The following is a 21,811-nucleotide window of genomic DNA, read 5'->3' as shown; positions in this document are numbered from 1 at the left end:
CCGCTGTACCGCCTCCGTGCGCGCAGTGACCGACACACCAGCGCGCTGTCCCGCCGGCGGTCCGGTGAACTGCCACGATGGAACCCGGCCGGGTCCCGGTGCAGGCACACCGGGACCGCGACCCGCGGCATCGAGGGAGGACAGATGGAGTCGAACGACACCGGGGACGCACCGGGCACCGATACCCGGGCGACCGGTGCCACGCTCGCGGCGAGCGGGCACCGGATCCGGATCTGGGCCGGGCCCCTGGCGGTCGTGACCCTGCTCATGTCACTGCTGGCCACCATGTATCTCGGCTATGTCGTCAACCCCGAGGAGAATTTGCACGATTTCCCGATCGCGCTGGTCAATCAGGACGACGGTGATATCCGGGACGGCACCCCGATCAATGTCGGCGACCAGATCACCGAGGGCCTGACCCAGCAGGTACCGGCGGACAAGGTCGATCTGCGGGTCACCGGTATCGCGGAGGCCCAGCGCCTGCTCGGCAACGGCGAGGTCTACGGGGCGATCGTGCTGCCCAGCGATCTGTCCAAACGGTTGTCGATCCTCGGCGCCGGCGCGGTCGTGCCCGGAGATATCGAACAGCCCGTTATCACCGTGTGGACCAATCCCCGCACCGGCACCTACGCCACCCAGATCGTGGCGCTGGTGACCCGCCAGGCCCTGACCCAGGTGAACAGTGAGGTCGGCCGGCAGCTCACCGATACGGTGAACGCCGCGCTGGCCCCGCCCCCGGGCGGTACCGCCACCGAGGTGCCCGGCGCCTCCCGGCTGCTGCTGGCCGAACCCATCCAGGTGATCACCGATCAGTACCGGCCGCTGCCGGCCGGGACCGGAAGCGGGCTGTCGGCGTTCTTCGTCACCCTGCTGGTGGTGCTGGCCGGGTTCACCGGCGCGATGATCGTGCACACCATGATCGACTCGGCGCTGGGCTTCGTCCCGACCGAATACGGCCCGTGGTTCGTGCACCGGCCCACCGCCCCGCATTCCCGGTTGCGCACCCTGCTGCTGAAATGGGGGGTGATCTCGGTGGCGGCACCGATCGTGTCCGGTGTCTTCCTGGGGATCGGGACACTCCTGGATATGCCGTTCGACCACGCGCTGGCCTTCTTCCTCTTCAGCACGCTGGCGATCATCGCCGTCGGGGTGACCGCGCTGTCGGTGCTGGCGGTTTTCGGCTCGGCGGGCATGCTGCTGAACCTGATCCTGTTCATCGTGCTGGGCCTGCCGTCGGCCGGGGCGACCATCCCGCTGGAGGCGACGCCGAAATTCATGGCGTGGCTGGCCACCTTCGAACCGATGCACCAGATCTACTTGGGAATCCGGTCGATCCTCTACTTCGACGCGCACGGCAACCCCGGGCTCTCCCGCGGGGTCGGCATGTGCCTGTTCGGGCTGGCGGTGGGCCTGATTCTGGGCGCGGCGACGACGTATTTCTACGATCGCAAGGGCCTGGAACGCCGCAACCGCTGAGTCACCGCCGCCCGGCAGAGCAAGAACGGTCGGGCGCGGCGGGCCGTCCGGCAGTCAGACTCGACGGGTGACCAGCCGACGCGACCGCCTCCGGGAACTCCTGGACGCCGTACTCGACGCGGACAACACGACCCTCGGGCAGATGGCGGCCGGCGCGTACGCCTCACCGTTCCATTTCTCCCGGCAGTTCAGCCGGGGCACCGGTGAGTCGCCCGTCGGATTGCGGCGCCGGGTGCTGCTCGAACGCGCCTGCTGGCAACTCGGCGGCGGCGCGTCTGTCACCGAGGCGGCCTTCGCGGCCGGCTACGACAGCCTGGAGGGTTTCGGCCGGGCGTTCACCCGGGCGTTCGGCCATCCACCGAGTGCGACACCGCCGCGCACCGGCCGGGCACCCCGGTGGCTGCCCGCGGTCAACGGAATCCACTTCCATCCGCCCATGTCGCTGTGGGTGGAGGGCGAACCGAAAGGACGGTCCGATATGGACCCGACAGCGCTGCTGCTGCAGCACGATCTGGACGACACCCGGCTGCTGCTGGACGCGGCGGCCGGTATTCCCGCGCAGCGGTACCGGCAGATCAGGTCCACCGGCGCGGTGGTACTACCGTGGGACGGGCCGGAGGAATCCGTCGCCGCGGTACTGCACCATCTGATCCGGAGCAAGGAGGTCTGGCTCGCCGCGATCGAGGGCGCCGATATCCCGGCGGCGGGCGGGGACGAGCCGGCCGCCCTCACCGCCCGGCTCGCCGCGGTGGGCCCGCGCTGGCTGGATACGGTGCGCGATATCGACCGCCGGGGCGGATGGGGAGATACCCTGATCGACGCGCTCTGCGATCCACCCGAGAGTTTCGTGCTGGGCAGTGTTATCGCCCATGTGATCGCGTATTCCGCCTACCGCCGCCAGCAGGTCAGGTACTGGATGCACCGCGACCTGCCCGCGGAGACGGTCGGCTGGGGCGACCCGATCATGTGGCTGCGAGACCGGGCCTGACGGTGCCCGGCTAACCCGAGGAGACCGATGCCGTCCAGGCCGCGAACGAGCGCGGGTTGCGCGTCTGCAGCATCACCCGGCCCGGACCGGTGAAATCGAAGACCAGCCCCTCGCCCGATTTCAGCGATTGCAGCGACCGGCCGGAGACCGCGCGGCGGATGGTGAACCGCATGGACAGGTCGTAGGCGACCACATGCCCGGTATCGATGGTCACCGGTTCGCCCGGCGCGAGGTCGACGATATCGATCGCGCCGAACACCCCGATCACGACCTCTCCCTGCCCGTGCGCGCGCAGGCCGAAACCACCCTCACCGCCGAAGAGATTGGCGAAACCACCCCACTGGCTCTCCACCTGCACACCGGCGGAATTGGCGATCCAGCCGCCGCGGCTGATGAAATGCGGCCGGTCCGAGGTGACCGGGAGCGCGAGCATATCGCCGGGGAGGGAGGGCGCCACATCCACCCAGCCGCCGTGGGCGGGCGCGGTGAAGGTGGAGACGAAGAACGACTCGCCCGCCAGGACCGATCGTTTCAGCCCGGCCAGGATGCCGCCCTCGGCCTTGGCCTCCAGGCTCACCCCGGCCGAATGCGCCAGCATGGCACCGGTTTCCACCCGGACCGGTTCGCCGCCGGCGAGGACACACCGCGCCACCGTCGACGACGGGTTGTGCCGCAGTTCAACTTTCATGGTCCGACACTACCGCCGCCGGAGCCTCCAGATGGTTTCACCGGCCTCCTCACACCGGGCCGGGGCCGCTATCCGCCGGCAACCGCCACGGCGATCAGTCCAGCGAACGCAGAGCATCCTCGTCGCGCGCGACGAGGGCCCGTCCGCCCGCGGTGAATACGATCGGGCGCTGGATGAGCCGCGGATACCGGACCAGCGCGTCGATCCAGCGGTCGCGGTCCGCCGCGGTCCGGCCCCAGCCGGATATTCCCATCTCCTTGGCGGCGTCCTCGGTGGTGCGGGTGATATCCCAGGGTTCGGCATCCAGCCGCGCCAGCGCCGCGCGCAGTTCGTCGGCGGTGGGCGGATCGTCCAGGTACCGGCGCACCGTATAGGCGACGCCGAGTTCGTCCAGCCGCGCCAGGGCCGCCCGGCTCTTGGTGCAGCGCGGGTTGTGCCAGATCTCGGTTTCCGGAGCACTCATAGTGCGCAGCGTAGCGGCCGGCCCCGCGCTACATATGCATCCATTCCGGCCAGACCCGCACCCACGAGGCCCGGGGTTGTGCGCACTTCCAGATGGTGACATCGCGGGTGTTACCCAGAAAGCCCAGACGGGTATCGACCCGGCCGACCGGTTCGAGGACGGCGAACTGGGCACGCAATCGGCCCTCGTCACCGCCCACGCACAGCATCGGGACCGCGGAGTCCGGCGGCGGGCCGAAATACCCGAAACCGCGGGCCGGGCTGTGGACACCGGCGAGTTCGTCGCCCGCCAGCTGGTCCAGCGCGCCCGCTTGCCAATAGCTTTCCGTGATCACCTCCACGCCCGGCCGGCCCGGTAGCACCACGGCGGCCTGGGCCGCGACCACTTCGGCGGCGAGTTCGGGCCAGCCGAACTCACCGTAGAGCCCGATCTGCATGGCCGCATCGCGCTCGCCGGCCGGTGTGGGTATATCCGCCGGTGACTGCCACGGGGTGGACCCCACAACCACCAGTATCGATACGGCGGTCAGTACGGATCCCGACCAGAGCAGCGCCCGGCGCCGCCCGCTCGAGGTGGTCCGCCGCACCGCCGCGGTGGCGGCCACCGCGCCCGCCGCGAACATCACCCCGTACATTCCGGCCACGTAGTACATCCGGCCACCCGAGACGAGGAAGATCAGCACCAGCAGCAGCGTCGTGACGCCGAGGAATCGATACGGCCGGAACGCGGTATGCCGCAGCAGCGCCCACACCCCGTAGCACAGCAGTACCGCCCCCAGCGCGCCCGCGATCGCCACCGCCAGCGGCACGAAGGCCACCGGACCGCCGACGTACTGCTGCTCCTCCCGCACGGCCGCGCCCAGGGCCAGCTGGGGCCACCCCCGGTCTGCCTGCCAGAGCAGCGAGGGCAGTGAGACCAGCAGCACACCGAGGCCGCCGACCCACAGCAGCGGGCGGCGCACCAGCTCACGCGGGCCGAATACCGCCGAACTCGCGATTACGGCCAGCCAGAAGAACGGAATCAGCCATTTGACCTGCATATCGACGGCCGTCACGGCGGCCGCCGCCAGCAGCAGGCCGTCGCGCCGGGTGCGCACCCAGCGCACCACCAACCAGGTGATCAGTACCCACAGGGCGGTGTCGACCGCGTTCGTCGAGAGATTCTTCGCCTGCAGGAGCAGGAAGGGCGAGGTCGCGTAGCCCAGCGCGGTGAGCGTCTGCGCCGCACGGCCGCCGCCGAGTTCCCGGGCGATCAGCGCGCTCACCACGATCGCCGATACCGCCAGGACGATGGCCGGCGCTCGTAGCGCTACCAGCGATCCGGGGGCGACGGTATCCATCAGCCAGGCCAGCACCGGCAGCACCGGCCCCTGATCGGCGTAACCGGACGAGAGCCGCCGGCCGGCCGCCAGGAAGTACAGCTCGTCACCGAAATACCCGTAGCGGGTCGCCGAGGCCACCAGTACGACAGCGGCGACAGCCGCGATCGAGAGCACTCGAACAGTGGCGAACGGAGGTACGCCGGGCGGGGCCGGAGTCCGGGCGGTATCGGTCGATGTGGTCACGGAAGCTCCTCGAACGATGGGTACGGCCTCGAAAATATCCGGCGCGCACCCGCATTGCCGTCCCCCTCCCGGACCATTGCGGATACCTCCACCGGCGTACCCGGATACCGTCCGAAGTCGTGCGCGAATCCTCCCGTGACAGACCGGGGGCCGCGCTTCCGGCGGAAGCGCGGCCCCTGGTTTCGTGCTGGGTACCGGAATCGGCTACAGGTACTGGCCCGTATTGGATTCGGTGTCGATCGCCCGGCTCGCGCTGGCGTTCTTGCCGGTGACCAGCGTGCGGATGTAGACGATCCGCTCGCCCTTCTTACCCGAGATACGGGCCCAGTCATCGGGATTCGTGGTGTTGGGCAGGTCCTCGTTCTCGGAGAACTCGTCCACGATCGAATCGTAGAGATGCTGGATCCGCAGACCCGGATTGCCGGTGTCGAGCACCGCCTTGATGGCGTACTTCTTGGACCGGTCCACGATGTTCTGGATCATGGCGCCGGAGTTGAAGTCCTTGAAGTACAGCACCTCCTTGTCACCGTTGGCGTAGGTGACCTCCAGGAAGCGGTTGTCCTCGCTCTCGGCGTACATCCGGTCCACCACCCGCTCGATCATCGCGCGGATGCAGGCCACCTTGTCGCCCTTGAACTCCTCCAGATCGTCGGCGTGCAGGGGCAGGAATTCGGTGAGGTACTTGGAGAAGATGTCCTGGGCCGATTCGGCGTCCGGCCGCTCGATCTTGATCTTCACGTCCAGGCGGCCGGGCCGCAGGATCGCGGGGTCGATCATGTCCTCGCGGTTGGAGGCGCCGATGACGATGACGTTCTCCAGGCCTTCCACACCGTCGATCTCGCTCAGCAGCTGCGGCACCACGGTGGTCTCCACATCCGAGGAGACACCGGAACCACGGGTCCGGAAGATCGAGTCCATCTCGTCGAAGAACACGATCACCGGGGTGCCCTCGGACGCCTTCTCCCGGGCCCGCTGGAAGATGATCCGGATATGGCGTTCGGTCTCGCCCACGAACTTGTTCAGCAGCTCGGGACCCTTGATGTTGAGGAAGTAGGACTTCGCCTCCTTGGCGTCCTCACCGCGGGCCTCGGCGATCTTCTTGGCCAGCGAGTTGGCCACCGCCTTGGCGATCAGCGTCTTACCGCAGCCGGGCGGGCCGTAGAGCAGCACGCCCTTGGGTGGACGCAGCGCGTATTCGCGGAAGAGATCCTTGTGCAGGAAGGGCAGCTCCACGGCGTCGCGGATCTGCTCGATCTGCCGGCCCAGGCCGCCGATGTCGTTGTAGCCGACATCGGGCACCTCTTCGAGCACCAGATCCTCGACCTCGGCCTTCGGGATCCGCTCGAAGGCGAATCCGGCCTTGGTGTCGACCAGCAGCGAATCCCCCGGACGCAGTTTGCGCACCGGCGAATCCGGGTCCTCCAGATCGTCGGCGTCGGCGAGTTTGACCAGCGGACCGGACAGCCACACCACGCGTTCCTCGTCGGCATGCCCCACCACCAGGGCGCGGCGACCGCCGTCGAGGACCTCGCGCAGGGTACCGATCTCCCCGATTGCGTCGAAGTTACCGGCCTCGACCACGGTCAGTGCCTCGTTCAGGCGCACGGTCTGCCCGTAGGCCAGGGTCGACGTCTCGATATTCGGCGAGCAAGTCAACCGCATCTTGCGGCCGGAGGTGAACACGTCGACGGTCTGATCCTCGTAGACACCGATCAGAATCCCGTAACCGCTGGGCGGCTGACCGAGACGGTCGACCTCCTCACGCAGCGCGACGAGTTGCTGTCGCGCCTCCTTCAGGGTATCCATCAACTTGGTGTTGCGAATGGTCAGCGAATCGATACGGGCTTCCAATTCCCGTGAGCGATCCGGTGAGTCGGCGAGTTGCCTCCGGAGTGCAGCCGCTTCGGCGCGTACTGCCTCGAGTTCTCTCCAGGCCGCCGAATCCGAATTCTCGATGGGGCTCATGTGCTGCTCCTCCCAGTCCCGGTCTATCAACGCTACCGGGCGCGACCCGTTTGCGCTGTCCGACATGATTTCGTCGTGATCACATATGCTCCGTGGTCGCGCGCTGGTCAAACCATGTTAGCGTGCCCTAACCCACATTCGGTGGGCGTTCTCACCGACTAGCCGAAAGGTTGCCAGCTATGCACCTTCCCGCACGGAGACTGCGGTTGTCCCGGGTCGCCGCGGCGACGGCCGCGACCGTTGCCCTGGCGGTGGGACTCACGGCATGCGGGTCCGACGACGCCGGCTCCCGTACCGCCGAGACCAGTGCGGTGACCGGCAGCGCCGCCCCGACGGGCGCCGCCGGGGACGGTCACGACCATGATCACGGCGAGCCCGCGGACGCGCCCACCGCGGAGAGCCTACAGGCCGGTCTGGACACCTTCGTCAACCCGGATGTCCCGGTGGACGACAAGGTGGCCCTGGTGGTCGACGGGGAACAGCGCCGCGACCTGTTCGAGCAGCTCAACGCCGCTCTGCAGACCTACCGCGGCATCACCTTCCAGGTGGCCGGCATCGAGGTCGACGGCGATACCGCCACCGCCGACACCACCATCACCAGCCCTCGCGGTTACAGCGCGCCGCCGGACGAGTTCACCTGGCAGCACGAGGACGACTCCTGGAAGCTGTCCGACGCCGACGCGTGCGTCCTGTTCGGCTTCGCCCAGATCCCCTGCAAGGCGGCATAGCGGACACATCCGGCGGGACCGTGGCACCGGCGCCCTCGCGCCGCCACGGTCCCGTCGCCGTCTCCCCGTCCGGCGGGCCTCAGCCCTTCGAGGGCCGCCGCTGGGGCTTGGGGGTCACCACACCCTCGGCGAGCCGCCGTGCGCTGACCAGGAAGGCCGTATGGCCCTGCATCCGGTGTTCCGGGCGCACCGCCAGGCCCACCACGTGCCAGCCCCGCACCATGGATTCCCAGGACCGGGGTTCGGTCCAGCACTGCTGTTCACGCAAGGCCTCCACGACTTTGGAGAGCTGCGTCACAGTCGCGACGTAGACGAGGAGAACACCGCCCGGGACCAGCGCCTTCGCGACCGCGGGCAGGGCGTCCCAGGGAGCGAGCATATCCAGCACCGCCCGGTCCACCTCCCCCTCGTAGCCGGCGACATCACCGACGGTCAGCTCCCAGTTCGCAGGTCGTTCGCCGAAGAACCGGTCCACATTGCGCACCGCGTGTTCGGCGTGATCCTCGCGGATCTCGTAGGACACCACCCGCCCCTCCGAACCCACCGCCCGCAGCAATGAGCAGGTCAGCGCACCGGAGCCCGCCCCGGCCTCGAGCACCCGCGCGCCCGGGAACATATCGCCCTCGTGCACGATCTGGGCCGCGTCCTTGGGGTAGATCACCGCCGCCCCGCGCGGCATGGACATCACGTAGTCGGTCAGCAGCGGGCGCAGGGCCAGATACGGCGTGCCGTTGTTGGAGTGCGCGAGCGTGCCCTCCTCGGCGCCGATCAGCTCGTCGTGGGAGATGGCGCCGCGGTGGGTGTGGAACTGTTTCCCGGGTTCCAGCAGCACCGTGTACAACCTGCCCTTGGCGTCGGTGAGCTGTACCCGGTCGCCGACGACGAATGGCCCGGTCCGTCTGGCCGTCATGGATCTCCGTTCCGCGATTCCGTCCACGCCCGGCCCGATGACTCCGCGCGCGGGCACCCGTGTCGGTGCCGCCGGATAGCCTGCCAGGTATGTCAGCGCCCCCGAGCACACCCCCGGCGAGTAGTGATCCCGCAGCAGCGCCGCGGCCTGCCCGCCCCGCGCTGTCCCCTTCGCGCGCAGCCGATTTCAAACAATGCCCGCTGAAGTACCGGCTCCGCACGATCGACCGGATCCCCGAACCGCCGTCGCGGCAGGCCGTACGCGGCACCGTGGTGCACGCCGTCCTGGAGGATCTGTACGCGCTGCCCGCGGCCGACCGCGATCCGGACCACGCCCTGGCGCTGGCGGGCCCGGCCTGGGACCGGGTGCTGAGCGCACAACCCGAGGCGGTGGAGGTGCTGGCCGGGGAGTCCGGTCCCGACGCCTTCCTGGAAGAGGTGCGAGCCCTGGTGCGCACGTACTACCGCCTGGAGGATCCGCGGCGCTTCGAGCCCGAATCGTGCGAGACCAGGCTCGAGGTCGAGCTGCCGGGCGGCCCGCCCCTGCGGGGTTTCGTCGACCGCATCGATGTGGCGCCCACCGGCGAACTCCGGGTGGTGGACTACAAGACCGGCCGCTCCCCCGGCCCCACCCGCGAGACCCGGGCCCTGTTCCAGCTGAAGTTCTACGCGCTGATGCTGCTGCGCACCCGCGGGGTGCTACCCGCCCAGCTGCGTTTGATCTATCTGGCCGACGCCCAGTTGCTCACCTACGCCCCCGAAGAAGACGAACTGCTCCGGTTCGAACGCACCCTCACCGCCCTCTGGGAAGCGGTCCGCACCGCCGGTGCGACCGGAGAATTTCCGCCGAATCCGGGTTGGCTGTGTGATTACTGCGCCTACAAACGACTCTGCCCGGCCTTCGACGGAACCCCGCCCCCGTACCCCGGCTGGCCCGGCGACGCGGAATCCGCCGCCGGAACCCCCGCGGAATCGGTATCGGATCGTGTTCTCGAAGCCGACCCCGCAGACGCCCTCTGAACCACTCGAGCGTGCGTTCCGCCGATCTCCGGGCACCCCGCCGGCGTCCCTTCCGTCGCGGGAGTCTCACAACTCTCCGGACGTCCGCCGGCCCACCTCGGTGGACCCGGTGTTCGGCAATGCCGTGTCAGTATCCGCTTCGAGCCGGGACGAAATTCCAGGCAGCGAGAGTCTCCCCATTCGTGCCACGAACCGAGACTGAACGGCACCGCCCCTTTTCACCGACGACCGCGGGCGATCAGCGACCACCGCATCAGCCGCACCCGACACGCCACGATCAGCGCCGACCCCCGGCCACCCCACCCCCGGGCGCCGAGTTCAGCGAGGCCCTGAAAGGGTTTCGGCCCGCGTCGCCTTTCAGCCCTCGAAGCGAGGCGGCGCAGCCGCGAGTCTCGAGGGCTGAATCGACAGTCGGCGTGGCGTCGCTTTCTGTTCATCCGAAAGACGACTGATGGAAAACTGAAGACATGGGAGCCCCCGCGACCACGGCGCCTGCCCGCACACGGCCCCGCCGGCTGCTGCGCAGTGGTGTGTGGTCGGCCTACCTGCTGGCGCTCGTGGCGGTGACCGTGGTCTTCGGCCCACCCACCGATCGCATCTACCAGGCGCTGTGGATCGTGGCCGGGATCGCGGCGTACCAGCCGGACCGGCCCTGGCGCGAGCAGGTACGCATCCTCGTCGACTGGGTTCCGCTCATCGCCGCCCTGGTGATCTACGACCACACCCGCGGGATCGCCAATACGCTCGGTATGCCGGTGCGGGTGGGCGAACTGGTATCGGTGGAGACCTGGCTCTTCAGCGGGACCGTGCCGACGGTCTGGCTACAGGACCATCTGCTCCACGACGACGGGAAGCCGTGGTGGAGCGTGCTCACCGGCCTCGTCTACATGAGCCATTTCATCGTGCCGTGGCTGATCGCGGGGATCTTCTACATCCAATCGCGGGATCGCTGGTCGAAGTACATGCGGCGGGTACTGCTGCTGTCCTATCTGGGCCTGCTGACCTATGTCCTGCTGCCCGCGGCTCCCCCGTGGTACGCCGCGAGGGTCGATGTCATCGATGCCGATATCCGGCGCGTGACCGGATTCGGCATCGGCCTGATCCCGTATGACGTGGGCGGTGACTGGCTGGCCGCCCAGAGTAATCCGGTCGCCGCCATGCCCTCGCTGCACGCGGGTTTCGCCCTGCTGGTGACCCTCGCGCTGTGGCCGCTGGCCCACCACTGGTACTGGCGGGTGCCGCTGGCGCTCTTTCCGTTCGCGATGGCCTTCACGCTGGTCTACGGGGGCGAGCACTATGTCATCGACGTCGTGCTGGGCTGGGTGTTCGTGGGCCTCACCATTCTGATCGCGACCGCGTGGGAGCGGCGGCGACGCCGCGACTCACCCGGCGGTCCCGGCACCCCCGGCGGCGAGAAGACGGGCGAGGGTTCCCCCACCGGGGGCGTCCGACAGGTCGGCCGGTGAGCCCACCCGGGTCAGCCGGCCGTCGTCGAGGAACGCGATCCGGTCCGCGCGGGTGAACTGCTCGGCCAGATCGTGGCCGATACAGACCACCGCCGCGTCCCGCGTACGGCGATAGTGGTCGAGGTGGTCCAGGATCCGCTCGGCGGTGCGCCGGTCGAGGGCTGTCGTCACCTCGTCGCACAGCAGCACCCGGGGGCGGGCCAGCAGCGCGCGGGCCAGGGCCGCCCGCTGTAGCTGGCCGCCGGACAATTCCGCGGGCCGTCGCCGGGCCTGGGTGGCGCCGATCTCCAGCTCGGCGAGCACGGTCAGCGCGGCCGCCCGCGCCTCGGCCCGGTTCATTCCCCGCAACCGGACCCCGGTCGCGGCCACCTGGTCGAGCACCGGGCGACGGGGGTCGAACGATCCCGCCGACTCCTGCCAGATGTACTGGATCGCCGCGATCCGGGGCCGGGATCGCCGCCGGAGAACCGGAAGCGATTCCGCGCCATCGGTGATCCGTCCACCGCTGGGCCGGACCAGCCCGGCCAGGCAGCGAGCCAGGGTCGTCTTACCGGCGCCCGAGACCCCCACCAGGCCCAGCCATTCTCCAGCGTGCAGATCCAGGTCGATATCCCGCAGTACCGGTACGCCGGCGCGCCGCACCGTCAGGTCGCGGACCCGCAGGATCGGGGCGGTGGCGGGCGGGGTCGACCGGCGCGGCACGGGACCGGTCGCGAGCTCCGGCCGACCCGCCGCGTCCAGGCGGCCGTCCCGCACGAACAGGGTCCGATCGGCCAGCTGCCGGACCGCGAACGCGTCATGGGTCACCAGGACGACGGCGCCGCCGCCGTCGCGCACCCCGCGCAGCCCGGCCAGTAACGCCGTGCGCGCCGGGCCGTCCAGCCCCACGGTCGGTTCGTCGACCACCAGGACATCGGGTTGCCACGCCAGGACCTGGGCCAGGGCCAGGCGGGCACGCTCACCGCCGGAGAATTCGAACGGATACCGGCGCAGGACGCGGTCCAGTTCGCGGTCGTCGATTTCGAAGGCGGCCGCCGCCAGCACCTGGGCGATACGGGCGCGGCGCCCGGCCCGGCCCGGTCGCGCACCGCGGTCGCGCCGCTGCCGGAGCGCGACCAATTCCCCGAGCGCGGCCCCGATCCGGCGAGCCGGATTCAGCGTCGACGCCGCGTACTGGGGTAGATAGCCGATCCGAACCCCGTCGGCACGCCGGATCTCGCCGGTCAGCTCGATCCCGGGACGATCCATCGCGGCCAGCGCCGCCGCGATGGTCGTCTTGCCGGCGCCGGAGGGGCCGAACAGCGCCACGACCTCACCGCCCGCGATATCCAGGTCGATCTCCCGCAGGATCACCGAATCGCCGGCCCGGGCGCCCAGCTGCCGCACCGAGATCAGCGGATCGTCGCTCACCGCCGCGCCCCTCCTCGCGCGCTGCTCGCCGCGAGCGTGCGCGGATCGGCCAGCAGATCATCGGCCAGCAGGTTGATTCCCACCACGAGCAGCACGATCAGTGTCGCGGGCAAGGCCACCGACCAGGGTGCGATCAGCAACGCGTCCTTGTTGGCGGCGACCGAGACCGCCCAGTCGGGCGCGGTGGTGTCGAAACCGAGGCCGAGGAAATTCGCCGACGCCAGGAAGTACACGGCGGCGGTGAAGCGGATCCCGAAATCCGCCGCCAGCGGCCGGGCCAGCTCCCGGACCGCGTAACGGCCGTACCGGTAGGCCCGTGTCTGCCCCTGCATCCGCAGGGCGTCCATCACCGGGCCGTGCACGACCCCGGCCGCCGCCATCCGGACGAACCGCGCGATCGGTGCCAGCAGCGCGATTCCGATCGCGCCCGCGATGGCGAGACCGGATCCCTCGGTGCGCAGCGCCGCCACCATGATGATCAGCAGCGCGGGCACGCACAGCAGCACATCGACCGGACGCATCAGCAGTTCGTCGAGCCACACCCGCGGCGCCGCCGCGGCGGCCACCCCGATCACGAACCCGGCCAGGTACGCGCCCAGCACGGTCAGCAGGCTCACCAGCAGGAAGGTCTGGCCTCCGGTGAGTGCCGCTGCCAGCACATCGCGGCCGAGCCGGTCCGCGCCGAAGGGGGACCACGGTGACGGGCCGAACGGGGTCAGTCGTTCGGCCGGAGCCGACCGGGCCACCAGCGGCCCGGCCACGGCGAAACTCAGCGGTATCGCGATCGAGACCAGGCAGATCACCCGCCGCCGGGTCATTGCTCCGGTCCTCTCGCCGCGCGGGGATTCATCCGGTCGCCCGCGATATCGATCGCGATATCGACGAGGAGGACGAACAGGGCCGTGAGGGAGACGATCGCGAGAATCACCGGATCGTCGCGGTTCCCGATGGCGCCGATCAGTTCGGAGGCGATACCGGGCATCGCGAATACGGCCTCGACGATCAGCACCCCGGAGAACAGACCGCCGGCGGTGCGCCCGAGCTCCTGGACCGCGGGCGCCAGTGCGTTGGGCGCGATATGCCGGGCCAGCAGCCGGATAGGCCCGACCCCCAGCCGCCGCGCCTGCACGATATAGGGCTGATCCACCACATCGATGACCCCGGCTCGGATCAGCCGCACCAGCGGTGCCGCGAGCCGCGCGACCGTGACGACCAGCGGCAGCACCAGATATTCGGGCCGTTCCAGCAGCGTGGCGAGGTCGGCGCCGAGAAAGGTCGCGGGCAGCAGGTCCAGCCGTACCGAGACGAACGCGACCAGCAGCACGGCGAGCACGAAATCGGGAATGGAGTCGATCCCGATCCCGATCGTCGTGATCATCCGGTCGCGCCGCGAGCCCGGGCGCAGGCCCGCCGCGAAGCCGGCCGCCAGCACCACCGGCACCAGCGCCACCAGTGTCAGCAGGGCCAGCAGGCCGGTGGTGAGGAACGGTCCCGCGATCACCGAGCCGACGCTTTCGCCACTGGCGTAGGAGGTCCCGAGGTCACCGGTCGCGGCGGCACCGATCCAGTCGAAAAATCTGGTCACCGGAGCGACATCGAGACCGAGGAGTTCGCGCGCGGTCTCGCGTTCGTCCGCGCCGAGGATGGTGTTGTTCTGGATATCGGCGGCGTCCCCGGGCAGCAGTAACGACAGCACGAATACCAGGATCAGCAGGACGAACAGCTGACCCACCCCGACCGCCAGGCGGCGCACCACCAGCCGGCCCGGCGAGCGCGGGTTCCCCGGCACCGGTGCGCTACCGGATACCGACGACGACCCGGTCGTCGCCGTACTGCCATACGACACCGGCCTCGGAGAATCCCGCCTCCCGGGCGAAATCGAGGTAATCGTGCACGGTGGGCCGGTCGTGCACCGTGTGCTCGAAACCGCCCGCGCGCACCCGGACCAGGCCCGCGAGTTCGGGCGCCCGCTCGACGGCCGCCCACCACGCGCTCCAGTCCTCGGCCGCCGCGGCGCCCGTCTGCCGGGCCCGGCGCGCCGTCAGCGTCCGGCCGAGCGCGTCGAGGCGGGGGCCGCGCGCGCCCTCGTAGAGATGGTCGCCGTTGACGAAGACACCGCCTTCCGGCAGGGCATCCGCGCAGGTCCGGATCAGGGCGCGCAGCGGCTCCCGGTTCATCCAGTGCAGCGCGGTCGTACTCACGAAGGCGTCGGGCGCCCGGTCCAGCCCGAGCGCGGCCGGCCAGCCGGGGGTCCGCAGATCCGCGGTGACCGTGCGAAAGCGCGGTGACCCGTATGCCGCCTCCGCGAGTGCCAGTAACAACGGATCGGCGTCCACGCCGACGATCCGGGCGCCCGGCAGCCGGCCCAGCAGTCGCTGCGACAGGCTGCCCGGCCCCACTCCGAGGTCGACGATCAGCGGATCGTCGCGGCCGGCCAGTTCGACGAGCACATCGCCGATCACCTCGAACCGTGTCTCACGATCGGGCATGTAGTGCTCCTGCTGCCGGTCCCAGCGGTCGATCCAGTAGCGGGCGAGCGCGGCGTCCGGGGCCGGGGTCGTCATCGCGCGCTCACACCGTCGAACCGCGCCCAGCCGTGCGAATTCGAGACCGCGGCGGGCAGCCCCCGGTACCCGGCGCGGGCCGCGCTGTTCCACGGTGTGGTGCCGAAGAACACGAAACCGCCCCGGTCGTGCAATATTTCGTGCATCGTGCGGTAGATGGCCGCCCGGTTCTCCGGCCCGGATGTCTCCTGGGCCACCGCGTACAGCCGGTCGAACTCCGGGTCCGACCATTTGGTCCGGTTCTGTGGTGCGCCGGTCAGCAGGCGGGACGCGAAATGGTTGGGGATCGGGAGCGGCCCGGACTGTCCCATCGTCAGATGCCCGGTCTTCAGGGCGTCGGTGTAATAACTGTCCTTCGATCCGAGAACCACATTCACCCGCGCCCCGCACGCGGCCGCCTGATCGGCGAACAGGCGGGCGGCCTCCACGAATCCGTAGGCCACCGCAGCGGTGAACAGGTCGAAGGTCAGATCCCGGACCCCCGCCTTGCGCAGCAGCCGGCCCGCCTCGTCGGGGTCGTATGTGTGCTGCGGCAGCTCGGCGTAGTACTGATTCCCCTTGCCGAAGACATCGTTGGACACCTCGCCCTGTCCCTCGAGGGCGACCTTCACCAATTCCTCGCGGTCGAACATCCGCATCACCGCCCGGCGCACATCCGGATTGTCGAACGGCGGGCGGTCGGTCTTCATCGCGAAGAAGTAGATACCGCTGTTCGGCGTCGACACCAGCTCGAGCCCACCGGCGCCCTGCAGGGTGCGGTACGCGGACGGAGTGAGGTTGTCGGCGTAGTCGATCTCCCCGCTACGCACGGCGTTCACCCGGGCGTCGGCCTCGGCGCTCACAATTCGCAGTTCCCCGATACCGGGTTTCCCGCCCCAGTACCGCTCATTGGCCGTCGCGACGAACCGGCGGCCGGGTTCGAAGGACCGGAAGACGAACGGCCCGGTGCCCACCGGCCGGGTGAAATCGGCCGCACCGTCCTGCACGATCTTGGTCCCGTACACCGACAGGGCGATCAGGAACTCGAACGACGGCCGCTTCAGCGCGATCTCGACGGTGCGGTCGTCGACGGCACGGCAGCTCCCCAGATCGACCTGCGCGAGCGAGGACGCGGCGATGAAGGGCCGCTTCTGGGCCGGTCCGAGCACCCGGGACAGGGTGTAGAGCACATCCCGGGAGGTGAACTTCGTACCGTCGTGCCATTGCGCGTCACGCAAGGCGATCCGCCACCGGGTCCCGTCGGCGTTGGGCTCTCCCGATTCGGCCAGCCGCGGGACCGGCGCCATCGTCTCGTCGCATTCGAAGAGTCCGTCGTAGATCGACTTCATCCGCGCCTCGTCGATGAACAGCGTGTTGACTCCCGGGTCGATCCCCTCACCCGCGCCGGACCCCTGGAAGGCCGCGGTGAAGACATCGGTGCGGACGTCCGGACCGCTCCCGCAGCCCACGGCCAGCGCCCCGGCGGCGAGTGCGCTGCCGGCCAAAAAGGATCTCCGGCTCAACAGCGGTGGCGGGATCGGCATATCGGACTCCTGTCGCGTGGGGCCGTTCACGCGACAGACATGCGAAACGCACCGCACAGCGGCGCGTTCGGCGCATCGACCAATACCCACGTGATCATGACCGTTCCAATACTTCATCCGCGGGTATCTGGCTCCGGCCCGGGGTACGGGCCACACAGTTGCGGGACAGCGCCGGATTCACACCGGGCTTCCCCACGGACGAAACAGACATTACCGAAGGACCTTCCGGTTGATCACGGCGCCCGATCCGGCAGGGCGGCAACCGGATCGAACGGGCCCCGGCGCGCCCGCCCGACCACCGGAAACCGCCGGGCCCACCCCGGCACGGCCGGCGATCCCCGACCGGCGGCGACGCCCGATCCCGGCGATGGGGCGAACACCCGGCATGTGATCCAGACCGCGATCGGGCCACGTTTGCCCCTGATCACCGGGGGTAGTTATTCAAGCGGGAGTGCTCTCGTCGTGGCCGCCCCCGGGGCCGTCCGGGAGGGGGCAGTGGACGAGCAACAGGTGGCTAGGAGAGTCGGGTGTCGGTAGTTCTCGTGCTTCAGGCACGCGGTCTCGGTGATCTGCTCACGGCGGTCCCGGCACTGCGCGCGCTGCGACGGGCGCGCCGCAACGACCATCTGGTCCTCGCCACCCCGCACCGGCTGCGTCCCATCGTCGACGTGATCGCCTCGGTGGACGAGATCCTGCCGATCGCCGATCCCCAGGGCCTGCGCTGGGACGGACCGCCGCCGAAGCTCGCCGTCAATCTGCACGGCGCGGAGGCCACCGCCATCGTCGAACTCAGCAAAACCGGCGCCGAGCGCATCCTCACCTATCGCAACACCGCCTTTCCGGAGATCCCCGGCCCCGACTGGCAGGCCGACCGCCATCCCATCGACCGCTGGTGTCATCTGCTCGAATTCGACGGGATCGGCGCCGACCGCCGCAACCTCGGCCTGGTTCCCCCGGTGGCCACCACCAACCACCGCGACAGCGTGGTGGTGCACATCGGTGCCGGGGCGGCCGCGCGGCGCTGGCCCGCCGACCGGTTCGCGGCCGTGATCCGCCATCTGCTGGTGCTCGGTCACGAGGTGGTGCTCACCGGCGACGAATGCGATCGGGACGAGGCACTCAACATCGCCGCCCGCGCGGGCCTGTCCGCCCGGCGGGTGCTGGCCGGCACCCAGAACCTCATCGAACTGTCGGCCACCGTCGCCGAGGCCTCGATGGTGCTGTGCGGCGATACCGGGGTCGCGCACCTCGCCACAGCGTTCGGGACCCGTACGGTGCAATTGTTCGGGCCCACCCCGCCGGAGCAGAGCGGCCCGCCGCGGCATCTGCTCAACCGTCACGAAGTGCTCTGGAGCGGCCACACCGGCGACCGGGACGCGGTCACGCCCGATTCCGGCCTGCTCCAGATCGGCGCGGGCGAAGTCATCGCGGCCCTGGACCGCCAGTCGCGTAGACGGCGCGGCGAGGCCACCAGCGTCACCGGCGTCTCGTATCGCCGGGTGGGCTGACCCCCGGCCGCCGGGGCTCGGGGCGCACCTGCGATCCGCGGGCCTCCGACAGCGCCGCGTTGTAGGCGGCGAGCGCACTGGGCCAGAACTGCTCCAGATAGTCGCGGGCATCGCCGAGCCCGCGCGGGTCCAGCGAGTACAGCCGGCGGTTGCCGACCGGTCGCACCATCACCAGCCGTGCTTCCCGTAGTACCCGCAGGTGCTGGGAGACCGCCGAGCTACTGATCCCCACCTGATGGGCCAGCTCTCCGACCGACCGCGGTCCCGGGGGCAACGCCTCGAAAATCGCCCGCCTGGTGGGGTCTGCCAGGGCGATCAGCGGCGCGGCTCTGTTAGCGACCACTCAACAAGTGTCACTTTCCGGCACACTCGGGTCAAACATCGTTCCGATGTCTCATTTGCGCAGCTCGACGGGCGATACCGGACATTTCGTTACCGGACGGTTATAAGCGACCTGGGCTTATGCGCGCGAGTGACGGTTGCCACATGATTGCTGACCGGGCTCGCCGGTCCCCTAGCTTGTATCTCATGCCCGTGACCCTTCCGTTACCTTTCCGCCAGCTCACGGTGCCGTCGATCGGCCGTCGTCGCGTAACGACGCAGGTTGTCGCCACCACGACCGCTGTCGCTGCCGGTTTCGGCCTCTTCGCCGCCGGTGCCGACTCCGATAACGAACAGATCACTCCGGTCGCCGCCTCCGCGTCGGCCCAGCAGGGTGCCGCACCCGAGCAGTCCGAGCAGCCGGCCACCTCCCACGACCCCGGTGCCTGGGACCCGCACGCGGCCGCCCAGCCCGTCGCATGGCCCTTCCCCGAACCGCCCCGCCAGACCACTGTCCGCCCCGTCAACGGCGTGCTGACCTCCGGCTACGGCGCCCGCTGGGGTACCGCCCACAACGGCATCGACTTCGCCGGCGATATGGGCGCCCCGATCCACTCCGTCACCGACGGTACGGTTATCGAGGCCGGGCCCGCCACCGGTTTCGGCCTGTGGGTCCGCGTCCAGCAGGACGACGGCTCGGTCGGCGTGTACGGCCATATGCAGGACATCCTGGTCGGCGTCGGGCAGCAGGTCCGCGCCGGTGACGTGATCGCCACCGTCGGCAACCGCGGCCAGTCCACCGGCCCGCACCTGCACTACGAGGTTCACCAGCCGGGTATCGGCCCCATCGACCCGCAGCCGTGGCTCGCCGCGCGTGGGCTCGATGTGAACAACTTCCCCGGCTGACCCTACCCACGACCCATACCGGCGGCCCCGGCGATACCGGGGTACCGGGCGGTGTCCGTCCCGCGGCGGGACGACTCCCCCGGCCCCGCGTTCCTACCGTCGGTCCATGCCCGCACTTTCCCCGCCCGGCGCGCCTGCTCCAACCGGCCGCCCACCCATGATCTCCGATCCGCGTCGGGTGATCGGACGCCTGCACCGGCCTTTGCTGCTCTGTTCCGCGGCAATGGCCGGTCTGGTGTTTTCCGGCCTGGTCGCGATGCTCTTCGACGACCGGCAACTGCTCGGCGAATCGGTCTGGCTCAAACCCGTGAAATTCGGGCTGGCGTTCTTTCTCTACTCGCTCACACTGGCCTGGCTGCTGTCTTTGCCGCATCGGGGCAGCCGGATCACCTGGTGGTTCGGACTCGTGTTCGCCGTCACCGGAGTCGTCGATGTGGGTTTCGTGGTCGTGCAGGCCGCACGCGGCACCTTCAGCCATTTCAATACCGAGACCGACGCCGTCAACGAGATCGGCCAGCTGGTCTTCGCTTCCGGCGTGCCCGGATTGTTCGTCGCGAATCTGGTGATCGCGGTGATCGTTTCGATACGCCCCGGAGCGGACCGGCCGATCGTCTGGGCGATCCGCGGCGGTTTGGCGCTGGCGGTGACCGCCATGGCGCTCGGATACCTCATGGGGTTCACCGGCACCCAGCTCACCCGCACCGCCGACGGCCGCCTCGTGGAGCTGGCGGCCGGTCACACGGTGGTCGACGCCGGCACCCGGCAGGCCCTGGGCGCGCCGGACGCCGGGCCCGGAATGCCGATCACGCACTGGAGCACGATCGGCGGCGATCTGCGCATCGCCCATTTCGTCGGCCTGCACGGAATCCAGGTGCTGCTGCTCGCCGCCGTCGTCCTCGCCTGGGGTGCGGCGCGGTACCCGCGGCTGCGCCCGGCCCGCACCCGCAGCCGGCTGGTCGGTGTGGTCACCCTCGGCTGGGCCGGGCTGCTGGCGATCACCTTCTGGCAGGCGATGCGCGGTCAGCCGCTGATACGTCCCGATTGGGCCACGCTGCTGGCGGTGTCCATCCTGGCCGCGGCGGTCGCGGTCCTGGCGATCGTGAGCCTGCGCACCGTACCCGGACCCGCGCGCGGCGACGGACCGGTCAGCGCAGGCGCTCCGCATCTCGTGCCAGTTCCACCAGGACCTCGCTGAGACGCGCCAATTCCGTGGTATCGGCACCCTCCTCGATCGCGATGGCGACATCCTCGGCCGCACATCGGGCGGCGAACCAGCGATCGGCCAGGGCGGTGGCCTCGGCGGCGCTGAGCACCACCGAATCAGCGGGGATACCAGTGCCCTTCACATTGTTGCGGTGTTCGTAGGCGCGCTGACGGCAGGACTGCCGGCAATAACGGCGCCGCCGACCCGCTTCCGTATCCACTATTTCCCGACCACACCACAGACACGACTGCAACCGGCGCGACATGACCCGACACCCTAATAGGCACTGTCGCATCCGCACACACCGCACACCGCGCGGAGCATTCCGGCGAACGCCGTACAATTACAAGGCTCTCCCGAACAAAGGGAACGGATCGACCCTCACGAACGTTGACAAGAACAGGGCGCACGGCCGCCACCGGCACGAATCGCTGGATTCGCACCACAGGTAACGGCTTGCACACGTGACCCGAACGGTCGGCGGAACGAACGGCCGGCAAGCGCGGACCCACGAAGTCCGCGTCGGAGAACCACAGGGGTCAACCCACCGGTTCGCACCCCGGATCGGGTTCCGGTGCCCCCGCAGTGGATACACCCGCCAGGTGTTTCCGCTCCGGCGGTAGTGGAACGGAAACGACCGAGGACCGCGAACCCGCGCGCGGCAACGCGCCACAACACAGAGAGGACCTGTACAGATGGCAGATCGCGTACTCCGGGGCAGCCGGCTCGGAGCGGTGAGCTACGAAACCGACCGCGACCATGATCTGGCACCCCGCCGGATCGCCCGGTACCGGACCGACAATGGTGAAGAGTTCGATGTCCCGTTCGCCGACGACGCCGAGATCCCGCCGACCTGGCTGTGCCGCAACGGCCAGGAGGGTGTGCTGATCGAGGGCACCACGCAGGAGGCGAAGAAGGTGAAGCCGCCGCGGACCCACTGGGACATGCTGCTGGAGCGGCGTAGCAAAGAAGAGCTCGAGGAACTGCTCAAGGAACGCCTGGAACTGCTCAAGACCCGTCGCCGGGGCTGAGTTTCCGATCACAGCGCAGAGGTCGTGGCCCGTTACGGGCCGCCACCGGTGAAAAGACCGTGCCCGCCGGGATCGTC

Annotated in this window: 21 protein-coding genes and 1 riboswitch; of the genes, 9 read left to right on the top strand and 12 right to left on the bottom strand. The window is 69.5% G+C overall.

Annotated elements, in window-relative coordinates; all coding sequences use genetic code 11:
* Positions 1–144 precede the first annotated feature (144 nt).
* Both ACWDU1_RS03230 and ACWDU1_RS03225 read left to right on the top strand, forming a co-directional pair.
* The gene (locus ACWDU1_RS03230) at positions 145–1,476 is read left to right on the top strand and encodes a YhgE/Pip domain-containing protein (protein ID WP_449995501.1); all 1,332 of its coding nucleotides are present in this window, start codon (positions 145–147) and stop codon (positions 1,474–1,476) included.
* 67 nt (positions 1,477–1,543) lie between these two features.
* Positions 1,544–2,464: a helix-turn-helix domain-containing protein gene (locus tag ACWDU1_RS03225; RefSeq protein WP_449995499.1), complete on the top strand. Its 921-nt coding sequence runs from the start codon at positions 1,544–1,546 to the stop codon at positions 2,462–2,464.
* A gap of 10 nt (positions 2,465–2,474) precedes the next feature.
* Here ACWDU1_RS03225 and ACWDU1_RS03220 read toward each other — a convergent pair whose 3' ends face one another.
* From ACWDU1_RS03220 to arc, 4 genes are all read right to left on the bottom strand, one after another.
* Positions 2,475–3,152: a TIGR00266 family protein gene (locus ACWDU1_RS03220; RefSeq protein ID WP_449995498.1), complete on the bottom strand. Its 678-nt coding sequence runs from the start codon at positions 3,150–3,152 to the stop codon at positions 2,475–2,477.
* Positions 3,153–3,246: 94 nt separating this feature from the next.
* Positions 3,247–3,615: an arsenate reductase family protein gene (locus ACWDU1_RS03215; protein ID WP_449995496.1), complete on the bottom strand. Its 369-nt coding sequence runs from the start codon at positions 3,613–3,615 to the stop codon at positions 3,247–3,249.
* Positions 3,616–3,643: 28 nt separating this feature from the next.
* Positions 3,644–5,179 (bottom strand): glycosyltransferase family 39 protein, encoded by a 1,536-nt coding sequence (locus ACWDU1_RS03210; RefSeq protein WP_449995495.1) that lies wholly within the window; start codon positions 5,177–5,179, stop codon positions 3,644–3,646.
* 204 nt (positions 5,180–5,383) lie between these two features.
* Positions 5,384–7,144: a proteasome ATPase gene (arc, locus tag ACWDU1_RS03205; protein ID WP_449995493.1), complete on the bottom strand. Its 1,761-nt coding sequence runs from the start codon at positions 7,142–7,144 to the stop codon at positions 5,384–5,386.
* Between the two features lie 179 nt (positions 7,145–7,323).
* Between arc and ACWDU1_RS03200 the strand changes: the two genes are divergently transcribed.
* Positions 7,324–7,872 (top strand): hypothetical protein, encoded by a 549-nt coding sequence (locus ACWDU1_RS03200; protein ID WP_449995491.1) that lies wholly within the window; start codon positions 7,324–7,326, stop codon positions 7,870–7,872.
* A 79-nt stretch (positions 7,873–7,951) separates the two neighbouring features.
* Here the strand turns inward: ACWDU1_RS03200 and ACWDU1_RS03195 are convergent, their stop codons facing one another.
* The gene (locus ACWDU1_RS03195) at positions 7,952–8,782 is read right to left on the bottom strand and encodes a tRNA (adenine-N1)-methyltransferase (protein WP_449995490.1); all 831 of its coding nucleotides are present in this window, start codon (positions 8,780–8,782) and stop codon (positions 7,952–7,954) included.
* Between the two features lie 89 nt (positions 8,783–8,871).
* On the opposite strand from ACWDU1_RS03195, the gene ACWDU1_RS03190 reads away from it, so the two are divergent.
* Complete coding sequence (locus ACWDU1_RS03190; protein WP_449995489.1) at positions 8,872–9,801, top strand: RecB family exonuclease; 930 nt, start codon at positions 8,872–8,874, stop codon at positions 9,799–9,801.
* 467 nt (positions 9,802–10,268) lie between these two features.
* A complete protein-coding gene (locus ACWDU1_RS03185) occupies positions 10,269–11,267 on the top strand; it encodes a phosphatase PAP2 family protein (protein WP_449995487.1) in 999 nt (332 codons plus the stop codon).
* Here the strand turns inward: ACWDU1_RS03185 and ACWDU1_RS03180 are convergent.
* From ACWDU1_RS03180 to ACWDU1_RS03160, 5 genes are read right to left on the bottom strand one after another with little or no spacing between them, the layout of a single operon-like run.
* The gene (locus ACWDU1_RS03180; protein WP_449995486.1) at positions 11,184–12,677 is read right to left on the bottom strand and encodes an ABC transporter ATP-binding protein; all 1,494 of its coding nucleotides are present in this window, start codon (positions 12,675–12,677) and stop codon (positions 11,184–11,186) included. The two genes, ACWDU1_RS03185 and ACWDU1_RS03180, sit on opposite strands and share 84 nt — an antisense overlap.
* Complete coding sequence (locus ACWDU1_RS03175) at positions 12,674–13,495, bottom strand: ABC transporter permease (RefSeq protein ID WP_449995485.1); 822 nt, start codon at positions 13,493–13,495, stop codon at positions 12,674–12,676. Before ACWDU1_RS03175 ends, ACWDU1_RS03180 begins: the two co-directional genes overlap by 4 nt.
* Positions 13,492–14,466 carry an ABC transporter permease gene (locus ACWDU1_RS03170; protein ID WP_449995483.1) on the bottom strand — a complete coding sequence of 325 codons (975 nt, stop codon included), beginning with the start codon at positions 14,464–14,466 and terminating at the stop codon, positions 13,492–13,494. The genes ACWDU1_RS03175 and ACWDU1_RS03170 overlap by 4 nt, the downstream gene beginning before the upstream one ends.
* Positions 14,467–14,473: 7 nt before the next feature.
* Positions 14,474–15,241 (bottom strand): class I SAM-dependent methyltransferase, encoded by a 768-nt coding sequence (locus ACWDU1_RS03165; RefSeq protein ID WP_449995481.1) that lies wholly within the window; start codon positions 15,239–15,241, stop codon positions 14,474–14,476.
* Complete coding sequence (locus ACWDU1_RS03160; RefSeq protein ID WP_449995479.1) at positions 15,238–16,764, bottom strand: ABC transporter substrate-binding protein; 1,527 nt, start codon at positions 16,762–16,764, stop codon at positions 15,238–15,240. The genes ACWDU1_RS03165 and ACWDU1_RS03160 overlap by 4 nt, the downstream gene beginning before the upstream one ends.
* Before the next feature lie 101 nt (positions 16,765–16,865).
* Positions 16,866–16,979: riboswitch (cobalamin riboswitch) on the bottom strand.
* A gap of 312 nt (positions 16,980–17,291) precedes the next feature.
* Here ACWDU1_RS03160 and ACWDU1_RS03155 point away from each other — a divergent pair.
* A complete protein-coding gene (locus tag ACWDU1_RS03155; protein ID WP_449995477.1) occupies positions 17,292–18,272 on the top strand; it encodes a glycosyltransferase family 9 protein in 981 nt (326 codons plus the stop codon).
* Here ACWDU1_RS03155 and ACWDU1_RS03150 read toward each other — a convergent pair.
* Entirely contained in the window at positions 18,241–18,615 is a 375-nt protein-coding gene (locus ACWDU1_RS03150) for an ArsR/SmtB family transcription factor (RefSeq protein ID WP_449995475.1), read from the bottom strand. The two genes, ACWDU1_RS03155 and ACWDU1_RS03150, sit on opposite strands and share 32 nt — an antisense overlap.
* A 185-nt stretch (positions 18,616–18,800) precedes the next feature.
* Here ACWDU1_RS03150 and ACWDU1_RS03145 point away from each other — a divergent pair, with 185 nt between their 5' ends.
* Together ACWDU1_RS03145 and ACWDU1_RS03140 are read left to right on the top strand one after the other, a co-directional pair.
* Complete coding sequence (locus tag ACWDU1_RS03145) at positions 18,801–19,499, top strand: M23 family metallopeptidase (RefSeq protein ID WP_449995473.1); 699 nt, start codon at positions 18,801–18,803, stop codon at positions 19,497–19,499.
* Positions 19,500–19,605: 106 nt separating this feature from the next.
* Positions 19,606–20,694, top strand: a complete 1,089-nt coding sequence (locus ACWDU1_RS03140) for a hypothetical protein (RefSeq protein WP_449995471.1) — start codon at positions 19,606–19,608, stop codon at positions 20,692–20,694.
* Here the strand turns inward: ACWDU1_RS03140 and ACWDU1_RS03135 are convergent.
* Entirely contained in the window at positions 20,645–20,968 is a 324-nt protein-coding gene (locus ACWDU1_RS03135; RefSeq protein ID WP_449995469.1) for a hypothetical protein, read from the bottom strand. The two genes, ACWDU1_RS03140 and ACWDU1_RS03135, sit on opposite strands and share 50 nt — an antisense overlap.
* A gap of 430 nt (positions 20,969–21,398) precedes the next feature.
* On the opposite strand from ACWDU1_RS03135, the gene ACWDU1_RS03130 reads away from it, so the two are divergent.
* Positions 21,399–21,734: an RNA polymerase-binding protein RbpA gene (locus ACWDU1_RS03130; protein WP_449895681.1), complete on the top strand. Its 336-nt coding sequence runs from the start codon at positions 21,399–21,401 to the stop codon at positions 21,732–21,734.
* The last annotated feature ends 77 nt before the right edge of the window (positions 21,735–21,811 follow it).

The sequence above is a fragment of the Nocardia sp. NPDC003345 genome (assembly GCF_053589395.1).
The sequence above is the reverse complement of the archived record's forward strand: the minus strand, read 5'-3'. Positions and strand labels throughout refer to the sequence as shown.

Excerpts from the sequence above, each read along its gene's own strand:
- ACWDU1_RS03230 (WP_449995501.1), top strand. The coding sequence starts at position 145 with ATGGAGTCGAACGACACCGGGGACGCACCGGGCACCGATACCCGGGCG.
- ACWDU1_RS03220 (WP_449995498.1), bottom strand. The coding sequence starts at position 3,152 with ATGAAAGTTGAACTGCGGCACAACCCGTCGTCGACGGTGGCGCGGTGT.
- ACWDU1_RS03215 (WP_449995496.1), bottom strand. The coding sequence starts at position 3,615 with ATGAGTGCTCCGGAAACCGAGATCTGGCACAACCCGCGCTGCACCAAG.
- arc (WP_449995493.1), bottom strand. The coding sequence starts at position 7,144 with ATGAGCCCCATCGAGAATTCGGATTCGGCGGCCTGGAGAGAACTCGAG.
- ACWDU1_RS03200 (WP_449995491.1), top strand. The coding sequence starts at position 7,324 with ATGCACCTTCCCGCACGGAGACTGCGGTTGTCCCGGGTCGCCGCGGCG.
- ACWDU1_RS03195 (WP_449995490.1), bottom strand. The coding sequence starts at position 8,782 with ATGACGGCCAGACGGACCGGGCCATTCGTCGTCGGCGACCGGGTACAG.
- ACWDU1_RS03190 (WP_449995489.1), top strand. The coding sequence starts at position 8,872 with ATGTCAGCGCCCCCGAGCACACCCCCGGCGAGTAGTGATCCCGCAGCA.
- ACWDU1_RS03185 (WP_449995487.1), top strand. The coding sequence starts at position 10,269 with ATGGGAGCCCCCGCGACCACGGCGCCTGCCCGCACACGGCCCCGCCGG.
- ACWDU1_RS03175 (WP_449995485.1), bottom strand. The coding sequence starts at position 13,495 with ATGACCCGGCGGCGGGTGATCTGCCTGGTCTCGATCGCGATACCGCTG.
- ACWDU1_RS03165 (WP_449995481.1), bottom strand. The coding sequence starts at position 15,241 with ATGACGACCCCGGCCCCGGACGCCGCGCTCGCCCGCTACTGGATCGAC.
- ACWDU1_RS03160 (WP_449995479.1), bottom strand. The coding sequence starts at position 16,764 with ATGCCGATCCCGCCACCGCTGTTGAGCCGGAGATCCTTTTTGGCCGGC.
- ACWDU1_RS03145 (WP_449995473.1), top strand. The coding sequence starts at position 18,801 with ATGCCCGTGACCCTTCCGTTACCTTTCCGCCAGCTCACGGTGCCGTCG.
- ACWDU1_RS03140 (WP_449995471.1), top strand. The coding sequence starts at position 19,606 with ATGCCCGCACTTTCCCCGCCCGGCGCGCCTGCTCCAACCGGCCGCCCA.
- ACWDU1_RS03135 (WP_449995469.1), bottom strand. The coding sequence starts at position 20,968 with ATGTCGCGCCGGTTGCAGTCGTGTCTGTGGTGTGGTCGGGAAATAGTG.
- ACWDU1_RS03130 (WP_449895681.1), top strand. The coding sequence starts at position 21,399 with ATGGCAGATCGCGTACTCCGGGGCAGCCGGCTCGGAGCGGTGAGCTAC.